Source organism: Streptomyces populi (assembly GCF_002911015.1).
In the GTDB taxonomy this organism is placed as follows: domain Bacteria; phylum Actinomycetota; class Actinomycetes; order Streptomycetales; family Streptomycetaceae; genus Streptomyces; species Streptomyces populi.
The window spans coordinates 17020-31424 of record NZ_KZ626937.1 but is presented as its reverse complement, the minus strand read 5'-3'; the positions used below and the strand labels follow the sequence as shown (position 1 = coordinate 31424).

14 protein-coding genes and 1 tRNA gene are annotated in these 14405 nt (G+C 69.9%); 11 read left to right on the top strand and 4 right to left on the bottom strand.

Annotation, left to right across the window (positions count from 1 at the left end; genetic code table 11):
* On the bottom strand, nt 1-1115 hold a 1115-nt coding region (locus CW362_RS33390; RefSeq protein WP_240658159.1), incomplete at its 3' end, for an RNA-guided endonuclease InsQ/TnpB family protein.
* An 84-nt stretch (nt 1116-1199) separates the two neighbouring features.
* On the opposite strand from CW362_RS33390, the gene CW362_RS33385 reads away from it, so the two are divergent.
* From CW362_RS33385 to glmS, 3 genes are all read left to right on the top strand, one after another.
* A complete protein-coding gene (locus tag CW362_RS33385; protein ID WP_103553352.1) occupies nt 1200-1349 on the top strand; it encodes a toxin-antitoxin system HicB family antitoxin in 150 nt (49 codons plus the stop codon).
* A 240-nt stretch (nt 1350-1589) separates the two neighbouring features.
* A complete protein-coding gene (locus tag CW362_RS33380) occupies nt 1590-1847 on the top strand; it encodes a hypothetical protein (protein ID WP_103553351.1) in 258 nt (85 codons plus the stop codon).
* Nucleotides 1848-1861: 14 nt separating this feature from the next.
* The gene (gene glmS, locus CW362_RS33375) at nt 1862-3679 is read left to right on the top strand and encodes a glutamine--fructose-6-phosphate transaminase (isomerizing) (RefSeq protein WP_103553350.1); all 1818 of its coding nucleotides are present in this window, start codon (nt 1862-1864) and stop codon (nt 3677-3679) included.
* A gap of 151 nt (nt 3680-3830) precedes the next feature.
* On the opposite strand, the gene CW362_RS33370 is transcribed toward glmS, so the two are convergent.
* Nucleotides 3831-4394, bottom strand: a complete 564-nt coding sequence (locus tag CW362_RS33370; RefSeq protein ID WP_103553349.1) for a GPR1/FUN34/YaaH family transporter — start codon at nt 4392-4394, stop codon at nt 3831-3833.
* A 230-nt stretch (nt 4395-4624) separates the two neighbouring features.
* A complete protein-coding gene (locus CW362_RS33365) occupies nt 4625-5152 on the bottom strand; it encodes a universal stress protein (protein ID WP_103553348.1) in 528 nt (175 codons plus the stop codon).
* A 589-nt stretch (nt 5153-5741) separates the two neighbouring features.
* On the opposite strand from CW362_RS33365, the gene CW362_RS33360 reads away from it, so the two are divergent.
* The 5 genes from CW362_RS33360 to CW362_RS33340 all read left to right on the top strand — a co-directional run bounded on the left by CW362_RS33360 (nt 5742) and on the right by CW362_RS33340 (nt 9292).
* On the top strand, nt 5742-6137 hold the full coding sequence (locus CW362_RS33360) for a hypothetical protein (protein ID WP_103553347.1): 396 nt from the start codon (nt 5742-5744) through the stop codon (nt 6135-6137).
* Between the two features lie 374 nt (nt 6138-6511).
* Nucleotides 6512-7753, top strand: a complete 1242-nt coding sequence (locus CW362_RS33355; RefSeq protein WP_103553346.1) for a helix-turn-helix domain-containing protein — start codon at nt 6512-6514, stop codon at nt 7751-7753.
* A 139-nt stretch (nt 7754-7892) separates the two neighbouring features.
* Complete coding sequence (orn, locus tag CW362_RS33350) at nt 7893-8495, top strand: oligoribonuclease (RefSeq protein WP_103553345.1); 603 nt, start codon at nt 7893-7895, stop codon at nt 8493-8495.
* Nucleotides 8496-8605: 110 nt separating this feature from the next.
* Nucleotides 8606-8678 (top strand) — tRNA-His (locus tag CW362_RS33345).
* Between the two features lie 80 nt (nt 8679-8758).
* Complete coding sequence (locus tag CW362_RS33340) at nt 8759-9292, top strand: GNAT family N-acetyltransferase (RefSeq protein WP_103553344.1); 534 nt, start codon at nt 8759-8761, stop codon at nt 9290-9292.
* A 401-nt stretch (nt 9293-9693) separates the two neighbouring features.
* On the opposite strand, the gene CW362_RS33335 is transcribed toward CW362_RS33340, so the two are convergent.
* Nucleotides 9694-10749, bottom strand: coding sequence for a LacI family DNA-binding transcriptional regulator (locus CW362_RS33335; RefSeq protein WP_103553343.1), 1056 nt, complete (start codon nt 10747-10749; stop codon nt 9694-9696).
* A 388-nt stretch (nt 10750-11137) separates the two neighbouring features.
* Here CW362_RS33335 and CW362_RS33330 point away from each other — a divergent pair, with 388 nt between their 5' ends.
* The 3 genes from CW362_RS33330 to CW362_RS33320 are packed head-to-tail and all read left to right on the top strand — an operon-like array spanning nt 11138 to nt 14390.
* Entirely contained in the window at nt 11138-12457 is a 1320-nt protein-coding gene (locus CW362_RS33330; protein WP_103553342.1) for an ABC transporter substrate-binding protein, read from the top strand.
* Nucleotides 12454-13482 carry a carbohydrate ABC transporter permease gene (locus tag CW362_RS33325; protein WP_103553341.1) on the top strand — a complete coding sequence of 343 codons (1029 nt, stop codon included), beginning with the start codon at nt 12454-12456 and terminating at the stop codon, nt 13480-13482. Before CW362_RS33330 ends, CW362_RS33325 begins: the two co-directional genes overlap by 4 nt.
* On the top strand, nt 13479-14390 hold the full coding sequence (locus CW362_RS33320) for a carbohydrate ABC transporter permease (protein ID WP_103553340.1): 912 nt from the start codon (nt 13479-13481) through the stop codon (nt 14388-14390). The genes CW362_RS33325 and CW362_RS33320 overlap by 4 nt, the downstream gene beginning before the upstream one ends.
* Nucleotides 14391-14405: the final 15 nt, after the last annotated feature.

The window sequence follows — 14405 nt, the reverse complement described above, 5'->3', positions numbered from 1 at the left end:
TGGTTGCTGCGTTGGTGTCCGCGTTGCAGGTGAAGCCACAGGAGGAGCAGACGAACTCCGGCTTGGCTCTTGCGCGAGTTCTTGTCGATCCATCCACAGGCGCTGCATCGCAGACTGGTGTAGGGGGCGGGGACATCTTCGACCCGGCCGGGGGCCTTGTGTTCGGTGCGCTGCCGGAGCAGGCCCCAGCCCTGGGCCAGGATGACTCGGTTCAGCCCGGCCTTCTGTTTGACCTGCTTGCCGGGCTGCCCGTTGGTGCCCCTGGCCGAGCGGGTCATGTTCTTGATGTTCAGCTTCTCGAACCGCACCAGGCTGTAGGTGCGGGCCAGCATCGTCGAGGTCTTCTCACACCAGTCCTTGCGCCGGTCGGCTTCACGGGCTTTGAGCCTGGCGGCCTTGGCGTACTCGGCGGCCTTCCGCTCGCTTCCCTTCGGGGCGCGAGCAGCACGTCGCTGGTGTTTACGGACCTGCGCGCGTTCCCTCACGGTGAGCTGCGGGCAGTTCAGCTTCCGCCCGTCCGACAGGGCGGCCGTGATTTTTACGCCCCGGTCGATGCCGATGACCTCGCCCGTACCGGGCGCCTCGACCGGTGCGGGTATGACCGCGAACGCCACATGCCACTGGCCGTTACGCAGGGTGACACGGAAAGTCTTGGCCTTGGGCGGTTCGGGCCGGGTGAGCCGGAAGCGGACCCAGCCGCAGCCGGGCACCTTGACCTGAGCCCACCTGCCGTTGATCTTGCGCACCACCACGGACCGACCCATGACCTGCTTTCCGGTCTTTGCGTTGAGCTTCGGCGAGCCGTCCGCCTCGAACTCCGGAACGCGGTCGGTGCCGATGACGCGGAAGCCCTCGTGCACGAACTTCTTGCGCCAGGTCGGCTCACCGAACCCAGACGCAAAGCGGGCGTTCTTGGCTTTGGCGAAGTCCTTCAGAGCCTGCTGCTGCACGTCCGCGTTCCCGGCACCGAGCCACTCGTTCTCACGCCGGGCCTCGGTGAGCTGGCGACACTGCTCGGCGAAACCGGGCGCTGGCCTACGCCACCCGTGCCAGTGCGCATGCTGCTCGACCGCCAGGTTCCACACATACCGGGCGTGCGCGCAGTGCAGCAGCATCTGTTGCTCCTGTGCGCTCGTGGGGTACATACGGAACCTTGCCATGCCGCCACCATAACGGCATAACGCCGCTAAAGTGACGGCATGTCGAAATTTACACTTCGCATCCCCGAAGAACTCCACGCCCGGCTCACCGCTCACGCAACTGCCGACCGGCGATCCCTCAACGCCGAGATCCTGCACCTGCTCGAGATCGCCCTCGGTGCCGTAGAGAGCGACGAGGAATCACCCTGACGGCGATCCCCCTGCCCTGCTCCACGGGGGCTCGCATCCGCACCCGACCCGAAAGCCGGGACCTCGCAAGGAAGCAAGGTGGCGTGTCCATGGCCCCAGAAGTTGCTCTCGGCAATCGACGCGGCGCAAGACGCGGGATGGACAGCCCGCAAACAGCACATCATGAAAGATTCAACAAGAGCTTGCCCGATATCGGGCAGAAATCTTGCGAATGCCCCTCCCGTACCCCAGGATCAACGGGTGCACGACGAACTCGTTGATCATTTGACGCGGTCGACCCCCCTGAACCGGGGTGAGGCGCTGCGGGTGGTCCAGGATGTTCTCGCCTATTTCGACGAGACGGCCCAGGAGTTCGTCCGCCGCCGCCACCGCGAGCTCCAGGCCCAGGGCCTGGTGAACGCGTCGATCTTCGAGCGGATCGAGGCGGACCTGAAATATCGCGCGGTGGCGCCGCCGGAGTTCACGCTCAGGCAGCTGCGCCGCATCGTTTACGGCTGAGGGATTTTACGTATATGTGCGGAATCGTCGGATACATCGGCAGGCGTGACGTGACCCCGCTGCTCCTCGAAGGCCTTCAGCGCCTGGAGTACCGCGGCTACGACTCGGCGGGCATAGTCGTGACCTCCCCCAAGTCGGCCGGCCTGAAGATGGTCAAGGCGAAGGGCCGCGTGCGCGATCTGGAGGCCAAGGTCCCCAAGCGCTTCGCCGGCACCACGGGCATCGCCCACACCCGCTGGGCCACCCACGGCGCCCCCTCCGACGTGAACGCGCACCCCCACATGTCCGCCGACTCCAAGGTCGCGGTCGTGCACAACGGCATCATCGACAACGCCTCCGACCTGCGCAAGAAGCTCGAGGCGGACGGCGTCGAGTTCCTCTCCGAGACCGACACCGAGGTCCTCACCCACCTGGTCGCCCGCTCCCAGCACGAGAAGCTGGAGGACAAGGTCCGCGAGGCACTGCGGGTCGTCGAGGGCACCTACGGCATCGCGGTGATGCACGCCGACTTCCCCGACCGCATCGTGGTGGCGCGCAACGGCTCCCCCGTCGTGCTCGGCATCGGCGAGAAGGAGATGTTCGTCGCCTCGGACATCGCCGCCCTGGTCACCCACACCCGCCAGATCGTCACGCTGGACGACGGCGAGATGGCCACGCTCAAGGCCGACGACTTCCGGACGTACACCACCGAGGGCACCCGGACGACGTCCGAGCCGACCACCGTCGAGTGGGAGGCCGCCTCCTACGACATGGGCGGCCACGACACGTACATGCACAAGGAGATCCACGAGCAGGTCGAGGCCGTGGACCGCGTGCTGCGCGGCCGGATCGACGACCGGTTCTCGACGGTCCACCTCGGTGGCCTGAACCTGGACGCCCGTGACGCGCGCGCCGTGCGCCGCGTGAAGATCCTCGGCTGCGGCACCTCGTACCACGCGGGCATGATCGGCGCCCAGATGATCGAGGAGCTGGCCCGCATCCCCGCGGACGCCGAGCCGGCCTCCGAGTTCCGCTACCGCAACGCGGTCGTCGACCCCGACACCCTCTACATCGCGGTCTCCCAGTCCGGTGAGACGTACGACGTCCTGGCCGCCGTGCAGGAGCTCAAGCGCAAGGGCGCGCGGGTGCTCGGCGTGGTCAACGTCGTCGGCTCGGCGATCGCCCGCGAGGCGGACGGCGGCATGTACGTGCACGCCGGCCCCGAGGTCTGCGTCGTCTCGACGAAGTGCTTCACCAACACCACCGTCGCCTTCGCGCTGCTCGCGCTGCACCTCGGCCGCACCCGCGACCTGTCGGTCCGCGACGGCAAGCGGATCATCGAGGGCCTGCGCAAGCTCCCCGCCCAGATCGCCGAGATCCTGGAGCAGGAGGACGAGATCAAGAAGCTGGCCGAGCAGTACGCCGAGGCCCGCTCGATGCTCTTCATCGGCCGCGTCCGGGGCTACCCGGTGGCCCGTGAGGCCTCGCTGAAGCTCAAGGAGGTCTCGTACATCCACGCCGAGGCGTACCCGGCCTCGGAGCTCAAGCACGGTCCGCTGGCGCTCATCGAGCCGGCGCTCCCGACCGTGGCGATCGTCCCCGACGACGACCTGCTGGAGAAGAACCGCGCCGCCCTGGAGGAGATCAAGGCCCGCAGCGGCCAGATCCTCGCCGTCGCGCACCAGCACCAGGAGAAGGCCGACCAGACGATCGTCGTCCCGAAGAACGAGGACGAGCTCGACCCGATCCTGATGGGCATCCCGCTCCAGCTCCTCGCCTACCACACGGCGCTGGCGCTCGGCCGGGACATCGACAAGCCGCGCAACCTCGCCAAGTCGGTCACCGTCGAGTAGCCACCGCCGGGCGGCACCCCGCCGCCCCTTCGCCGCCGCGCAAGTGCCTTGTGGGCGGCCGGACATGAACGGTCCCCGTGCGCACCACCCGCGCACGGGGACCGTTCTTTCGAGGGGCCGGAGCCGCCCAATACCCCGGCCCGCGCCGAGGTCAGCCGGTGGCCGTCACCCCCCGGCCGGCGGCGCGTCGCGGAAGTGCGGTGGGCCAGTGGGCGAGGGCCGCGGTCGCCGCGTACCAGGCGACCGCGCCGGCCGCGACGGCGAACCAGCCGCCGGCCTTGCCCAGGCCGCCGCTGTCCGCGAAGCGGCCGACGGCCAGGAGCAGCAGGGAGACGAAGAACAGTCCGTAGGCGCCCTGGCCGAGGGTGTCCCCGCCCGCGAGGGCGAGCGAGAGCACGACGAGCGCGAAGAGCAGCAGGAAGAGTCCCGCCGCGTTGTCGGAGACCGGACTGCCGGCCGAGACGGCCCAGGTGAACCAGAGGGCGCCGATTCCCGTGAAGGCCGTGCCGTTGGCCGTGTCACGGTCGCGGAGGGCGAGCAGGCCGGCGACGAAGAGCGCAACGCCGCCTACATAATGGGCCAGTGACACGGCGTCGGCCGCCGTCACCCCGTCGATCAGGTCGGTGTACCCGAGGCCGAAGGCCAGCAGGGTCACGCCGAGCGCGAGTCTTCCTACGATCGTGGTGGTGCTTCCCGCAGAGACGTCGTTGTCCACGGCGGGCTCCCTTCATGCCTGTGCAGTTGTGCTGCGCCGTACCGGTCGCCGCGTAGGACCGGCGTCCCGTATATGCCCTTCACAAAGGCACAAACACCTCTACGCGTCAGTAGGTTCACCCACCGCACGGAGGACGCCGTCCGGCGTCGCGGACCCGCCCCGCCGGGGAGGACGGGACGCCGTACGGGCCCCTTCCCCGGTGAAGGGCGGGGCTCCGGGAGGAACGGGCGTCAGGGGATGACGATGACGGGGCGCTTGGCGCGCTTGGCGAGCCGCCCCGCGACCGAGCCGAAGATGCGCCCGACGATGCCGTGCGTGGAGCCGACCACTATCGCGTCCGCCTCGTACTCCCGGCCCACTTCCTCGAGTTCGTGGCAGATGTCGCCGCCGCGCTCGACCAGGATCCAGGGCACCTCGGAGAGGTATTCGGCGCAGGCGAGTTCGAGTCCGAGCACCTCGGTGCGGTGGTCGGGGACGTCGACGAAGACCGGCGGCTCGCAGCCCGCCCACACCGTGGTGGGCAGCCGGTTGGCCACATGGACGATGATCAGGCCCGAGCTCGAACGGTGGGCCATCCCGATCGCGTAGGCGAGGGCACGCTCGCTGGACGTCGAGCCGTCGAAACCGACGACGACGCCGTGCTTGAAGGCGGGATCGCAGGAATGGCGGGGTTCTTCCGCCGCCAGGGGCTCGGCCGCCGTGGGATCGGCGAGCGGGCGCTTGCGGTCCGCGGGATCGAAGAATTCGTGACCGGCCATGGGTGTCTCGGCGTTTGGATCCTCGTGGTGGGGACGACAACGAACGGCAGAGCTGTGTCTGGGAAACATCTTCCCAACCCCATACCCCCAAGGGTACGGCGGCACGCCTCCTCTGCCCAGATCCCGCGCGCCTTACGCGGCATTCCAGGGAGCATGCACGAGAGGGTGCCCGTAACGCAATGGTTGCTGCCCCGTACAGGCGGTTTGCGCAAGGCCCGGCGTGAATTTGCACAGGCTCCCGGAACCGGGAACTCCGTCGCCGCACAAGAACCGGGCACCCCCTTCCGGCCGTACGCACAGCCGGCCGGGCAGTGACCGGCGGGTCGAACGCGCGTTGAACGGGTGGCGGCCGCCGCGGAGCAGGCGAGCCGTGGAGATCACACGCCGTGGAGAGCACGGGGAGCACCGGAACACCAGGGAGCAGCGCGTGCCCGGACCCGACACCACTCCCCGCCCCTCCGCACCCTCCGTCCCCCGGACCCGCCCCGCCCTCCCCCCGCCCTCCGCGGCGCCCCCCGGAGCGTGCTCCGGATCGCGATCGGGAACGCGCTCCGGCCCGTACCCCCCGGCGCCTACCGCGGCGGACACGGTGAGCGACGTGGCCCGCTGGGCGGCCTTCAGCTGTGTCCTGGTCCCGGCGGTCCTCCTCTGGTACGGGGGGTCGCTCGCCGACGCGGCCCGCACCGCCCTGGGCCTCGCGGTCGCGGCCGGGGTCTGCGTGGTCCTGCTGCGCCGGTCCGAGCGGGGGGCGGAGCCCCTGGCCGACGAGCTGCGGTGCGTGCCGCGACAGCGCGCACGCCGGTGTGCTCCGCAGCGGCACGGACGGCACGGAAGGACCGCCCCGGGGGGCGCGGTGAGCACGGGTGACGCGGGAGGCGCGGGGCACGGAAGGGGAGCGGGGCCGCGGGTCACCTCATGGGGCAAAAACGGCACGGGAGTTCACCGGGGCGGCCGTCACGCCGGGGGAAACAAGCCGGTCGACTGACCGGTTTGCACGTACACCTACGTTTCTTTTCAGCCAACTTCCGGCAGTGGCGCATCCCTTGCTCGAACGACCCCCCAACCCCCGTTCGACCTGCACCTAAAGGGGTACGGAGGGCGCGCGCACCCTACGTGGATTGGCCACCGCGACGAGGCGCACTTCCCTGTGGCGCCCACGAGTGCAACGCTTCGTGATCGAATGCTTCGCGCCAAGTTGCCATGTCGACATTCTGCGGAGTACCGAACTGGTCACCTTGGCGCCACCGGACACAGTAGATTCGATCTTGTCTTACGGCGGGGGACTCGTGCAGGACCAAGGGGAAACGTGCAGGAGCGACACAACCGAGGAGCCGCGACCACCGAGGGGGGCTTAGCAGGATGAGCCACGACTCCACTGCCGCGCCGGAAACCGTGGCCCGGAAACTGTCCGGGCGACGCCGCAAGGAGATCGTCGCGGTGCTGCTGTTCAGCGGCGGCCCCATTTTCGAGAGTTCCATTCCGCTGTCGGTGTTCGGGATTGACCGCCAGGACGCCGGCGTGCCGCGCTACCGCCTTTTGGTGTGTGCCGGCGAGGAAGGCCCGCTGCGGACCACAGGGGGCCTGGAACTCACCGCACCACATGGCTTGGAAGCGATCTCCAGGGCCGGCACGGTCGTCGTGCCCGCCTGGCGGTCGATCACCTCGCCACCACCGGAGGAGGCGCTCGACGCACTGCGCCGCGCCCACGAGGAAGGCGCCCGCATAGTCGGGCTGTGCACCGGCGCCTTCGTGCTCGCGGCGGCCGGCTTACTGGACGGTCGCCCGGCGACCACCCACTGGATGTACGCACCGACGCTGGCCAAGCGGTACCCGTCGGTGCACGTCGACCCCCGCGAGCTCTTCGTGGACGACGGCGACGTGCTGACATCGGCGGGTACGGCGGCCGGAATCGATCTCTGTCTCCACATCGTGCGGACGGACCACGGCAACGAGGCGGCCGGCGCGCTCGCCCGGCGTCTGGTGGTCCCGCCGCGGCGCAGCGGAGGCCAGGAGCGCTATCTCGACCGGTCGCTGCCGGAGGAGATCGGCGCCGACCCCCTCGCGGAGGTCGTCGCCTGGGCGCTGGAGCACCTCCACGAGCAGTTCGACGTCGAGACACTGGCGGCTCGCGCCTACATGAGCCGCCGCACCTTCGACCGCCGGTTCCGCTCGCTCACCGGAAGCGCTCCCCTGCAGTGGCTGATCACTCAGCGTGTCCTACAGGCGCAGCGTCTCCTGGAGACGTCCGACTACTCGGTGGACGAGGTCGCGGGCCGCTGCGGCTTCCGTTCGCCGGTCGCGCTGCGGGGTCACTTCCGGCGGCAGCTGGGTTCCTCCCCGGCCGCCTACCGGGCGGCGTACCGCGCCCGCAGGCCGCAGGCCGACCGGTCACCGGACCCGGACGGTCCGACCGGTCCGGTCGGACCACCGTCCTCGCTGCACCAGGAGCACTCCGGCCCGGTCCCGATGCAGACCCGCCGCACCGCGGCGGCCGGCGCCCTGGGCGCGGCGGCGTCGCTCTCCTCGGAGGCGATGCGGGAGCGGGCGGAGCTGTACGCCGCGGGCAGGCCGAGCCTGCCCGGACAGCGCAGCGCGCCGTAGTCCGGCGGCGGAAGAACGTGGGGCCCGCGCCTTCGGGTGCGGGCCCCTTCGCATGCGGGCCCGGCCCCGGCGTGATCCGCCGTCCCGGCGGGGCGCACGGGCGGGTCCGCCGAGGAGGGCGGGCCGTAGGGTGAGACACATGAACGATCGCATGGTGTGGATCGACTGCGAGATGACCGGACTCTCGCTGTCGGATGACGCGCTCATCGAAGTGGCCGCGCTGGTCACCGACTCTGAGCTGAACGTGCTCGGCGAAGGGGTGGACATCGTGATCCGCCCGCCGGACGCCGCCCTGGAGACGATGCCGGACGTGGTGCGCCAGATGCACACGGCCTCCGGTCTGCTGGAGGAGCTCGCCGGGGGCACGACCCTGGCGGACGCCGAGGAGCAGGTCCTCTCCTATGTACGTGAGCACGTCAAGGAGCCGGGTAAGGCCCCGCTCTGCGGGAACTCCGTCGGGACGGACCGCGGTTTCCTGCTGCGCGACATGCCGACGCTGGAGGACTACCTCCACTACCGCATCGTGGACGTGTCCTCCGTCAAGGAGCTGGCCCGCCGCTGGTACCCCAGGGCGTACTTCAACAGCCCGGAGAAGAACGGCAACCACCGGGCCCTGGCCGACATCCGCGAGTCCATCGCCGAGCTCCGCTACTACCGCGAGGCGATCTTCGTCCCGCAGCCCGGCCCCGACTCGGACACCGCCCGCACCATCGCGGCCAGGCACGTCCTGCCTGCCGAATAGGCCTTTGACGGGGCCCGGGTGGGCCCCGGAAAAAGGTGTGCGCGAGCACCCCTCAGAACCCTGTACACTTTTTCTCGGCCGGTCAGAGAAAAGCTCGAAGACCGGACATGGTGGGTGTAGCTCAGTTGGTAGAGCACCTGGTTGTGGTCCAGGTGGCCGCGGGTTCAAGTCCCGTCACTCACCCTGAGCGATCAGCCGGTGGCCTGTTGAACAGGTCACCGGCTGATCGCGTTTCCGGGTCCCGCAACCCGTACGCTCCTCTCGTGTCCCACCCCACAGAACCCCCGGTCCCCGGCTCCGGCGGGCCCACGGCCTCCACCGCCCGGCTCGACCTCCTCCCGCTGCGGGTCGAGCATGCCGAGGAGATGGCCGGGGCGCTGTCCGATCCGGCGCTGCACGCGTTCACCGGCGGGGTGCCGGACACCCCACGGGCGCTGCGGGCCCGGTACGAGCGCCTCGTCGCGGGCTCGCCGGATCCCGCCGTCCTCTGGCGCAACTGGGTCCTGCGGGAGCGCGCCCTCGGATGCCTGGTGGGGACGGTCCAGGCGACCGTCTCGGGAGAGACCGCGGAGGTCGCCTGGGTGGTGGGCACGCCCTGGCAGGGCCGGGGATACGCGACGGAGGCGGCGAGGTCGCTGGTGCGGCACGTGGTCCGGGTGTTCCCGGTCCGCACGGTCGTGGCCCATGTGCACCCCGGTCACCACGCGTCCGCAGCCGTCGCCGCGGCGGCGGGACTCACCGCGACCGGCGAGCTCCAGGACGGCGAGGTCCGCTGGGAGCTGACGGTACGGCGCTGACCCCACCGGCCCCGGACCACGGGACCGGACCGCCCCGCCCGCCGGACGAAGACGACCACCGTCCGGCCGGGAACACCGACGGACCCTCCGGCACACGGCAGCCCCGCCGACGAGAGCGGCTGCGGATCCGGCGAGGACGGCAGCGGATATGGCAAGGACGGCGGCCGAAGCCGCCGAAGACGGCATCCCGCCCGGCGGAGGACGGCCGACGGACCGCCTGAGAACGGCAGCCCACCCGGACGAGGACGGCGGACCCGCAGGGGCAGCGGGCCCCGGAGACGGCAGCCCCGGAGGGGAACGGTCGCCCGCCCGGCGAGGACAGCAGCGGACCCGCGAGGGCAGCGGACCCGCAGGGGCAGCAGACCCGGGGGAACGGTCGCCCGCCCGGCGAGGGCGGGGGCTCAGGACGAGGCCCGCACCACCAGTTCCGCGGGCAGCACCAGCTGCCGCTTCTCCAGTCCCCGGGAGGCCGCGGGACGGCGGTCCGCGATCTCGCCCAGGAGGAGGTCGATCATGGCCCGGCCCATCTCCTCGATGGGCTGGCGGACGCTGGTCAGGGGCGGGTCCATGTGCCGGGCTATGGCGGAGTCGTCGTAGCCGATGAGCGCCACGTCGTCCGGGATGCGCCGGCCGCTCTCGCGCAGCACCTGGCGGGCGCCCGCCGCCATGACGTCGGAGCCGGCGAAGACCGCGTCGAGGTCGGGGAAGCGCTCCAGCAGCAGGGACATGGCACGCCGCCCCCCTTCCTCGGTGAAGTCGCCGGGGACGATCAGCCGGTCGTCCACCTCCCGGCCCGCGTCCCGCAGGCCCTGGCGGTAGCCGTCGACGCGTCTCTGGGCGCCGTAGACGTCCATCCGGCCCGCGAGGTGGCCGATTCTGCTGCGGCCGCGCGAGACGAGGTGTTCCACGGCCGCGCGCCCGCCGCCGTAGTTGTCGGAGTCCACCGACGGAAGCGTCTCCTCCGCCGAGCGCCGACCGCTGATCACGGCCGGGATCTCCAGCTGGGAGAGCAGGTCGGGGAGCGGGTCGTCGGCGTGCACCGAGACCAGCAGGACACCGTCGACGCGGTGCGCCGCCAGGTACTGGGCCAGGCGCTGCCGCTCCCGGTCGCTGCCCGCGAATATCAGCAGCAACTGCATCTCGGTCTCGGAGAGTTCCGCGCCGACACCGCGCAGCATGTCCGAGAAGTACGGTTCCGCGAAGAAACGCGTCTCCGGCTCGGGGACGACGAGGGCGATCGCGTCCGTGCGGTTGGCCGCGAGGGCGCGGGCCGCCGTGTTCGGAACATATCCGAGCTCCGCGACCGCGGCCTCGACCGCGGCCCGGGTCGCGTCACTGACCCGCGGGGATCCGTTGATCACCCGGGAGACCGTGCCGCGGCCCACTCCCGCGCGCGCGGCCACCTCTTCGAGGGTCGGCCGCCCACCGCTGCGGCTCCGCGCTCCGTGGACTGCCATGGCTCCCGCCTCCCGTTGACACCAAGCTGGCCTGGAATCTAACAGCCCCGTCCGGCGAGATTCGCGCCACCGGGCCGCAGCCCGGTGGCCGTCACCGCGCCGACCGCTCCCCTCCGGGCGCCGGACGGGCCATGAGACGCTTCCGGCCATGTGGCGGAATGACATCTTCAGCTAACGGGCCGATAACTGAACGCATCTCTCCGGTCCCCCGCCCTTGACACCCCCGCCCGAACCGGCGACTCTTCAACACATCACTGATGGGAGCGCTCCCACAGTACCTGACACATACACAACCCGCACGTTCCCCGCCCGAGCCGCAGCGAGAAACAACGGGCGCCACCAATGCAGTTGGCCGGGGGGTCGGCACGTCAGGCAACAGGAGGACGCAATGCGTACGAGTACCCGCCGGTCCCGCAGACTGGCGGCCGCAGCGGCCGTCGCAGCGATGACCGCAGGGCTGCTGGCCGGCTGCTCCAAGGACTCGAACGACGGCACGTCGGACTCCGACGGCGGAGGCAGCGGCAAGACGCAGCTGACCATCGGCACGTTCGGCGTGTTCGGCTACAAGGAAGCCGGACTCTACGACGAGTACATGAAGCTGCACCCGAACATCTCGATCAAGGAGAACGTCACCACTCGTACCGACGTCTACTGGCCCAAGACGCTCACCCGCCTGCAGGCCGGCTCCGGCACCGACGACATCCAGGCGATCGAGGTCGGCAACGTCGCCGAGGCCGTCCAGACCCAGGCCGACAAGTTCGTCGACCTCGGCAAGGAGGTCGACAAGTCGCAGTGGCTGGACTGGAAGACCTCCCAGGCCACCACCAAGGACGGCAAGACGATCGGGCTCGGCACCGACATCGGTCCCATGGCGATCTGTTACCGCAAGGACCTGTTCGCGAAGGCCGGTCTGGAGACGGACCGCACCAAGCTCGCCGCGCAGTGGAAGGGCGACTGGTCCAAGTACGTCGCCGTCGGCAAGGACTACATGAAGAAGGCGCCCAGCGGCACCAAGTTCGTGGACTCCGCCTCCTCGGTGTACAACGCGGCCCTCGGCGGCGGCAGCGAGCGGTACTACGACAAGGACGGCAACGTCATCTGGGACAAGTCCAAGGGCGTGAAGCAGGCCTGGAGCGCCGCGATGGACGTGGCCACCAGTGACATGTCGGCGAAGCTGAAGCAGTTCGACCCGACGTGGGACCAGGGCTTCGCCAAGGCCTCGTTCGCGACCGTGGCCTGCCCCGCCTGGATGATCGGCTACATCGAGCAGAAGTCCGGCGACTCGGGCAAGGGCAAGTGGGACGTGGCGGCCGCGCCGACCGCGGCCAACTGGGGCGGTTCGTTCATCGGCGTGCCGACGGCGGGCAAGCACCAGAAGGAGGCCGTCGCGCTGGCCAAGTGGCTGACCGCGCCCGAGCAGCAGGCGAAGGTCTTCGCCAAGCAGGCGAGCTTCCCGTCGACCCCGTCGGCGTACGCGAGCCTGAAGCCGGCCGCCGACACCACGACGTACTTCTCCGACGCGCCGATCACGCAGATCTTCGGCGACTCGGCGAAGACCATCCCGGTCCAGTACTTCGGCGTCAAGGACCAGCCGATCAACACCGCGCTGACCGACGTGGGCATCCTCCAGGTCGAGCAGAAGGGCAAGACCCCCGACCAGGGGTGGAACGCTGCAAAGGCTGAGATCAAGGACGTGCTCGGCCAGTGACCAGCCCCAAGCAGGCTCTCGCGCAACCCGCGACGAGCGCCGACGCCGCGCCCGGCTCACAGCCGGGCGCGGCCCGGGGCGCTCAGGGTCGCGGTACGTCGGCGTCCGGCCCGGGTTCCTGGCGCAGCCGGCTGTACCGCTGGGACATGAAGGCGTCCCCGTACGCATTCATCGCCCCCTTCTTCATCGTCTTCGGGGCCTTCGGCCTCTTCCCGCTGCTCTACACGGCCTGGTACTCGCTGCACAATGTGCAGCTTTCCGGCCTGGACCACCAGACCTGGGCCGGTCTGGACAACTACAAGAACCTGCTGTCCTCGGAGTTCTTCTGGAACGCCCTGGAGAACACCTTCAGCATCGGCGTGATCTCCACGGTGCCGCAGCTGCTCATGGCGATCGGGCTCGCCCACCTGCTCAACTACCGGCTGCGCGGCTCGACCGTGTGGCGGGTCGTGATGCTCACCCCGTACGCCACCTCGGTGGCGGCGGCGACGCTGGTCTTCACGCTGCTGTACTCGTGGGACGGCGGCATGATCAACTGGCTCCTCCACTTCGTCGGGGTCGATCCGATCAACTGGCGCGAGTCCGACTGGGGCGGCCAGTTCGCCGTCTCCTCGATCGTGATCTGGCGCTGGACCGGCTACAACGCGCTGATCTACCTCGCGGCGATGCAGGCGATCCCCACGGACCTGTACGAGTCGGCGGCCCTCGACGGTGCCGGCCGCTGGCAGCAGTTCCGCCACGTGACGATCCCCATGCTGCGGCCGACGATCCTGTTCACGGTGGTCGTGTCCACCATCGGCGCGACCCAGCTCTTCGGTGAACCGCTCCTGTTCGGCGGGGTCAGCGGCTCGAAGGGCGGCTCCGCACACCAGTACCAGACGCTCGGCCTCTACATGTACGACCAGGGCTGGGGCATCGGCAACCTCGGCAAGGCGTCGGCGATCGCGTGGACGATGTTCCTGATCCTGCTGATCATCGCCGCGATCAACCTGCTGATCACCCGACGGCTGAGGAAAACCCAATGACCACGACTGAACTGACCGCCTCCCAGGCGGAGGCGAAGGGAACCCCGGACGGCCGGGGCCCCGGACGCCGCCGGGTGCTCGGCGCGGGCAAGCAGCTGCACGCGGGTCCGGTCACCTACGTCGTCCTGACCGTCTTCGCGCTGGTCTCGCTCGCTCCGCTGGTCTGGACGGCCATCGCGGCCTCGCGCAACAACGAGCGACTGGCACAGAGTCCGCCGCCGCTGTGGTTCGGCGCGAACCTGTTCTCGAACCTCCAGGCCGCGTGGGACCAGGCCGGGCTCGGCACCGCGATGGTCAACTCCACGATCGTCGCCGGCACCATCACGATCGGCACGGTCGTGTTCTCCACCCTCGCCGGGTTCGCCTTCGCCAAGCTGCGGTTCAAGTTCTCCGGACTTCTCCTGCTGCTGACCATCGGCACGATGATGATCCCGCCGCAGCTGGCCGTCGTGCCGCTGTACCTGTGGATGAGCGACCTGGGCTGGTCCAACCAGTTGCAGACGGTCATCCTGCCCACCCTGGTGAGCGCCTTCGGCACGTTCTTCATGCGGCAGTACCTGTTGCAGGCCCTGCCCTCCGAGCTGATCGAGGCGGCGCGGGTGGACGGCGCGAACAGCCTGCGCGTGGTGTGGCACGTCGTCTTCCCGGCGGCACGCCCGGCGATGGCGGTGCTCGGCCTGCTGACGTTCGTGATGGCCTGGAACGACTTCCTGTGGCCGATCATCGCCCTGAACCAGCAGGAGCCGACGGTGCAGGTCGCCCTCAACTCGCTGGGCACCGGCTACATCCCCGACCAGGCCGTCATCATGGCGGGCGCGCTGCTCGGCACACTGCCGCTGCTCATCGCCTTCCTCCTGTTCGGCAAGCAGATCGTGGGCGGGATCATGCAGGGCGCGATCAAGGGCTGACCGCCCCTCACGGAG

Coding starts and splice junctions, on each gene's coding strand:
- CW362_RS33385 (WP_103553352.1), top strand. CDS start 1,200: ATGTCGAAATTTACACTTCGCATCCCCGAAGAACTCCACGCCCGGCTC.
- glmS (WP_103553350.1), top strand. CDS start 1,862: ATGTGCGGAATCGTCGGATACATCGGCAGGCGTGACGTGACCCCGCTG.
- CW362_RS33365 (WP_103553348.1), bottom strand. CDS start 5,152: ATGGCCGGTCACGAATTCTTCGATCCCGCGGACCGCAAGCGCCCGCTC.
- CW362_RS33330 (WP_103553342.1), top strand. CDS start 11,138: ATGCGTACGAGTACCCGCCGGTCCCGCAGACTGGCGGCCGCAGCGGCC.
- orn (WP_103553345.1), top strand. CDS start 7,893: ATGAACGATCGCATGGTGTGGATCGACTGCGAGATGACCGGACTCTCG.
- CW362_RS33355 (WP_103553346.1), top strand. CDS start 6,512: ATGAGCCACGACTCCACTGCCGCGCCGGAAACCGTGGCCCGGAAACTG.
- CW362_RS33335 (WP_103553343.1), bottom strand. CDS start 10,749: ATGGCAGTCCACGGAGCGCGGAGCCGCAGCGGTGGGCGGCCGACCCTC.
- CW362_RS33320 (WP_103553340.1), top strand. CDS start 13,479: ATGACCACGACTGAACTGACCGCCTCCCAGGCGGAGGCGAAGGGAACC.